We start from the raw sequence: 4432 nt of genomic DNA on the forward strand, positions 1-4432 counted from the left end.
TTCAACAAAGTAAATACATTCTACAAAAGATGAAGGTTCAAAAGGTTCGCATTCCCGACAGCGAACAAGTGACCTGGTTAGTGCTGGACGACAATTATTTGCCAGTCCCGCCCATCCAAAGTTACTTGCGCTACCTAGATAGTCTTGAACGCAGTCCCAATACAATCCATGCCTATGCAGGGCATTTAAAGCTGTACTGGGAATTTTTACACAATCTACATCTTAACTGGGTAGAAGTCACCTTAGAGAACTTAGCAGACTTCATTCATTGGCTGCGTTGCCCAGAGCCAAAAGTCACCTCCATCCAAGTTCAAGAGTCTAAACGCACAGAAAAGACAATCAACGCCGTACTTGCGGCGGTCTGTGGTTTCTATGAGTTTCAAGAGCGTCTAGGTAAAACGGAAGGCATTGATGTTTACCGCTACCAATTTCAACCTGGAAGAAAATATAAGCCATTCCTACATCACATCAATAAAGGCAAGGAAGTTAGAACTCGACTCCTAAAACTTAAAGAACCAAAAACTTTTCCAGGCACGTTGACAACAGAGCAAATTAAGCAATTAGTTGAGGCGTGTTCGCGCCAAAGAGACAAATTTCTAATCTGCTTGCTGCATGAGTCAGGGGTACGAATTGGGGAGGCTCTAGGACTGCGACATGAGGATATTCATACTGGCGGTAGTAATGAAATTCATATCATCCCCAGAGATAACAATGCTAACGGTGCAAGAGCCAAGTCTAATAGCTCTCGCGTGGTTCATGTTTCTAAAGAATTGATGACCCTCTACTCAGACTATTTGATTAATGAGTATCCAGAGAATGTTGATTCGGACTATGTGTTTATCAACATTTGGGATGGTCAAATAGGCAGCCCAATAACTTACCCAACAGTAGCCAGCTTGTTTAGTCGATTAGAGAAGAAAACAGGAGTTGATGCCCGTCCTCATCTATTTCGCCACACTCATGCCACAGACTTGATTCGTGATGGTTGGGATATGGCGCACGTGCAAAAACGGCTAGGTCATGCCAGCGTTCAAACCACAATTAATACCTACACACACTTAACCGATGAAGACCTCAAAAAAGCTTATCAGCAGTATTTACAAGAGCGGGATAAATAATTAATGAAACCCGCAAAAATACTTCAGCTTTCAGTCCAGCCGAGGGAGCAATCAGAGTTTGATAAAGATATCTGGAATGGTCGTAAATTAAGGGCAGATATAAGACCATCAGACTGTCCTAACATAAACTTTAAAGCAATTTCTCAACCCTGGTTACGCCAAGCTGCAAAGCAATATGTGAAATATACCTTTGCAATCCTTTCTTGGGCTACCTGTAAGAAAAAGAAAGATGCTCTAAAATATTTTTCAGAATTTATAGCAGAATGCTATCCGGGATGCCAAGCTTCAGATATTAATCGTCCAATAATAATTACGTTTTTAACTTATCTAGTTACAAAAAAACTAGCAGAGAAAACAAGATTAAATATCCTTGTTGATCTAAATACGTTCTTCACACTTTGCGCCCAGAACGGCTGGGCAGATATCAACGATAAAGTTCTTGTTTACAAAGAAGACTATCCGCGACTGAATAAGCCTCAACCCAAGTATATTCCACAAGAAGTTATAGAACAGATAAATCAGCGTATTGAAACTTTGCCTGAATCAGTAATGCGAATGGTATTAGTTATTCAAGAGTGTGGGATGCGTATAAGTGAATTATGTAGACTGAAGTTTGACTGTTTGAGGCAAGATTCAGCAGGCGATTGGTGGCTTAATTATTATCAGTTCAAGATGAAAAAAGACCACACCATTACTGTTTCTAGAGAGCTTGCAGGAGTAATTCAAGAACAGCAAAACTATATTAGGAATAACTTGGATTCAGGTTTTGAATATTTGGTTAGTGGCAGAAACATGGCAAAGCACTTTATGCCACTAAACAAACCAATGAATCCAAGTGCTTTTACTGATTACCTCAAAAGGTTAATCACCACCAACAATATCTGCACAGATTCAGGAAAACTTTGGGATCTTACAGCCCACCAATTCCGCCACAGTGTTGGAACTCCTATGATTAATAATGGCGTACCACAGCATATTATTCAGCGCTATTTAGGGCATGAGTCACCAAACATGACTGCTACCTATGCTCATCTATTTGACTCAACCTTGAAAAAGGAGATCGCCAATTATCAAGGCAGAACCGTAAATATTTCCGGTCAAGTTTTAAGTGCTGAGGATCCCGAACTTGAAACATCTGACCTGCAATGGTTTAAACGTAATGTTCACGCTCAGGCGCTTCCTAATGGCTCTTGCGCCCGTCCAATTATCAAAGGTGACTGCCCACACGCCTATGCTTGTTTAACTTGTGGCGATTTCCGCACAACTCCTGAGTTTCTAAACCAGCATAAAGAGCAGTTAGAGCAAACGGAGCAGATTATTGAGAAAGCTAAGGCTAATAACTGGCAACGGCAAGTCGAGATGAACGACAAAATTAAGACTAATCTCGAAAACATCATTTCATCCTTGGAGTCTGATAATGCCTAGAGTGGGGAATCCTGATGGTCTAAGAAGTGCCGCAGAGCAGAAGAAAAACGATGCTCTGGAGCGAACAGACAAAGCCATTTCTCAAATGGTTAAAGAAGGCAAGAAGATTAACTTTCATACAGTTGCTGTTGCTGCCGGAGTATCGGTTGCCTACCTTTACAAATATGATGCAATCAAGCAGCGCATTGACCAGTTAAGAAAGCAGCAATCTCCCCTTAAGGGACTTGTACAAAAGCAAGGGGCTTCCGTTGATTCAAAGATAGCTATTATTACGACTTTCAAGGAACGTATTAAAAAGCAGGAATTAGAGATCAAGGGGTTACGGGAACATATTGAGGTTACTCAAGGAATAGCCATGCAAGTTCCTGGACTCAAACAACAGATAGAATCACTCAATTCTGAAAACTTAAAACTTAGAGCAAAGCTAGATGAATGCCGTGAACAAAGGGAAGCTTTACTTACTTCTGAACCATCCCCTGATAACAAGGTAACTTCTTTAGACAAAAAAAGAACAGAGCGGTCAGAGGTTGGTGACAAAATTAAGTCAGAGCTTGATTCTCTAGGAATTAAACTTAATACAACGTTAACTAAAACAATTAAGTCAACTTCTGTTGAATTTGTTTCAAGTGCTATCCAAGCTTTAAAAGAGGCGATGGCTACTGGCAATATTGAACGACCCGGAGGTTGGCTTAATGCAGCAATAAAAGATGGTTGGAAGCCCAATGAGAAGTATGTTAAAAAAGGTGAGTGGACAAGCTTTAATGAGTGGTTCAACTTAGCCAGAAAACAAGGATTGATTGTGGCAAGTACAAAAGGTGATGACGATAAGCTTTATGTCTTCACACCCGATGGTACAAGACGTTCGTTTGACCAAATGCTAAATCTCTACCCACTTGATATACTACGTGAAAAGTTAGACTCACCTACTTCGTAGAAACAATAAACAGCAATACAGCTATTGCTGTATAAGTCTTTTAGCGATTATGGTAAAAATAAAAGCTTCCCCCCGTTAGACTTGACGTGAATAGGGAGGCAAAAATGTCAAATGCAGCCCTGGAAGAATCTTGACTTCTCGACTAATGTGCCATCCCGCTCTGTCCACAGCTAAGAGAATATGCTTGTTAGCACCTAACTGAAATTGAGCCGCAAAATCCGCTAAGACTTTGTTAAAAAGTTCTGTATTGACATAGGGTAGAATCCACCAATAAGTTTCTCCGCTTTGAGGATGAACAAAGGCATACAGCCATAGCCATTGATATCGCCAGTTGACGTTGGCAATGGGAGTTTCTCCTTCTGGTACATAAACTCGTCTTAAAATGGGCTTTAGTCCCAACCGATGTTCGTCCTCACACCACAATTGAATTTCTGCTTCGGGGTAGGTGGTTTGAAGTTCTGTGACTTCGGTTGCTAGTTTTTTTTCCAGGCAATTTGCTCTGTTTCGTCACTTTGGGTGTGGGATGGTCTTGGAACTCTTAACGCGGTTTCTTTCGGGGTGAAGGATTCATCCCGAAAAAACCGCCTAAAAGTCATCTGGCGCAATATTTCCCATCCTCTCTGTCGGCTAATTTGTCGCCCAGTCAAGCAAGTTAGCCGAAGTGCGACTTTACGACCGTTCCATAGTCCTCCATCGGGGGCTTTTTCTTGTAAGACTTGCCATAGCTGTGCTTGCTCTTCATCATCAATCAGCGGTTTGGCTCCTTTATTTTGGTGCCGAAAGTCGCCTAATCCTTCCACTCCCAATACGCCAGTACCTTTTGACTAAAGCATAAATCCATGTTCTGCTGTAACCTGTTATTGCCGTGACTTCCTCGGTTTTCTTACCTTGTGCCAGTAACCAAATAATTTGATACTGACGTAAAGTCTGCCGGGTGGAAGCTTCCAAGGCGCGA

Annotated in this window: 3 protein-coding genes and 1 pseudogene; 3 read left to right on the top strand and 1 reads right to left on the bottom strand. The window is 41.5% G+C overall.

The features are described from left to right. The 3 genes from ACEW80_RS31735 to ACEW80_RS31745 form a co-directional block, all read left to right on the top strand. On the top strand, positions 1 to 1118 hold a 1118-nt coding region (locus tag ACEW80_RS31735; RefSeq protein WP_373530422.1), incomplete at its 5' end, for a tyrosine-type recombinase/integrase. Between the two features lie 3 nt (positions 1119 to 1121). After that, positions 1122 to 2543 (top strand): tyrosine-type recombinase/integrase, encoded by a 1422-nt coding sequence (locus ACEW80_RS31740; protein ID WP_373530423.1) that lies wholly within the window; start codon positions 1122 to 1124, stop codon positions 2541 to 2543. A gap of 1 nt (position 2544) precedes the next feature. Then, positions 2545 to 3477 carry a DUF6262 family protein gene (locus ACEW80_RS31745; RefSeq protein WP_373530424.1) on the top strand — a complete coding sequence of 311 codons (933 nt, stop codon included), beginning with the start codon at positions 2545 to 2547 and terminating at the stop codon, positions 3475 to 3477. Positions 3478 to 3555: 78 nt separating this feature from the next. Here the strand turns inward: ACEW80_RS31745 and ACEW80_RS31750 are convergent. Then, positions 3556 to 4432, bottom strand: a pseudogene (locus ACEW80_RS31750) (IS630 family transposase); the annotation flags it as partial.

Origin of the sequence: Nostoc sp. (genome assembly GCF_041747015.1) — a bacterium.
Taxonomy (GTDB): Bacteria; Cyanobacteriota; Cyanobacteriia; order Cyanobacteriales; family Nostocaceae; genus Nostoc.

Coding starts and splice junctions, on each gene's coding strand:
- ACEW80_RS31740 (WP_373530423.1), top strand. CDS start 1,122: ATGAAACCCGCAAAAATACTTCAGCTTTCAGTCCAGCCGAGGGAGCAA.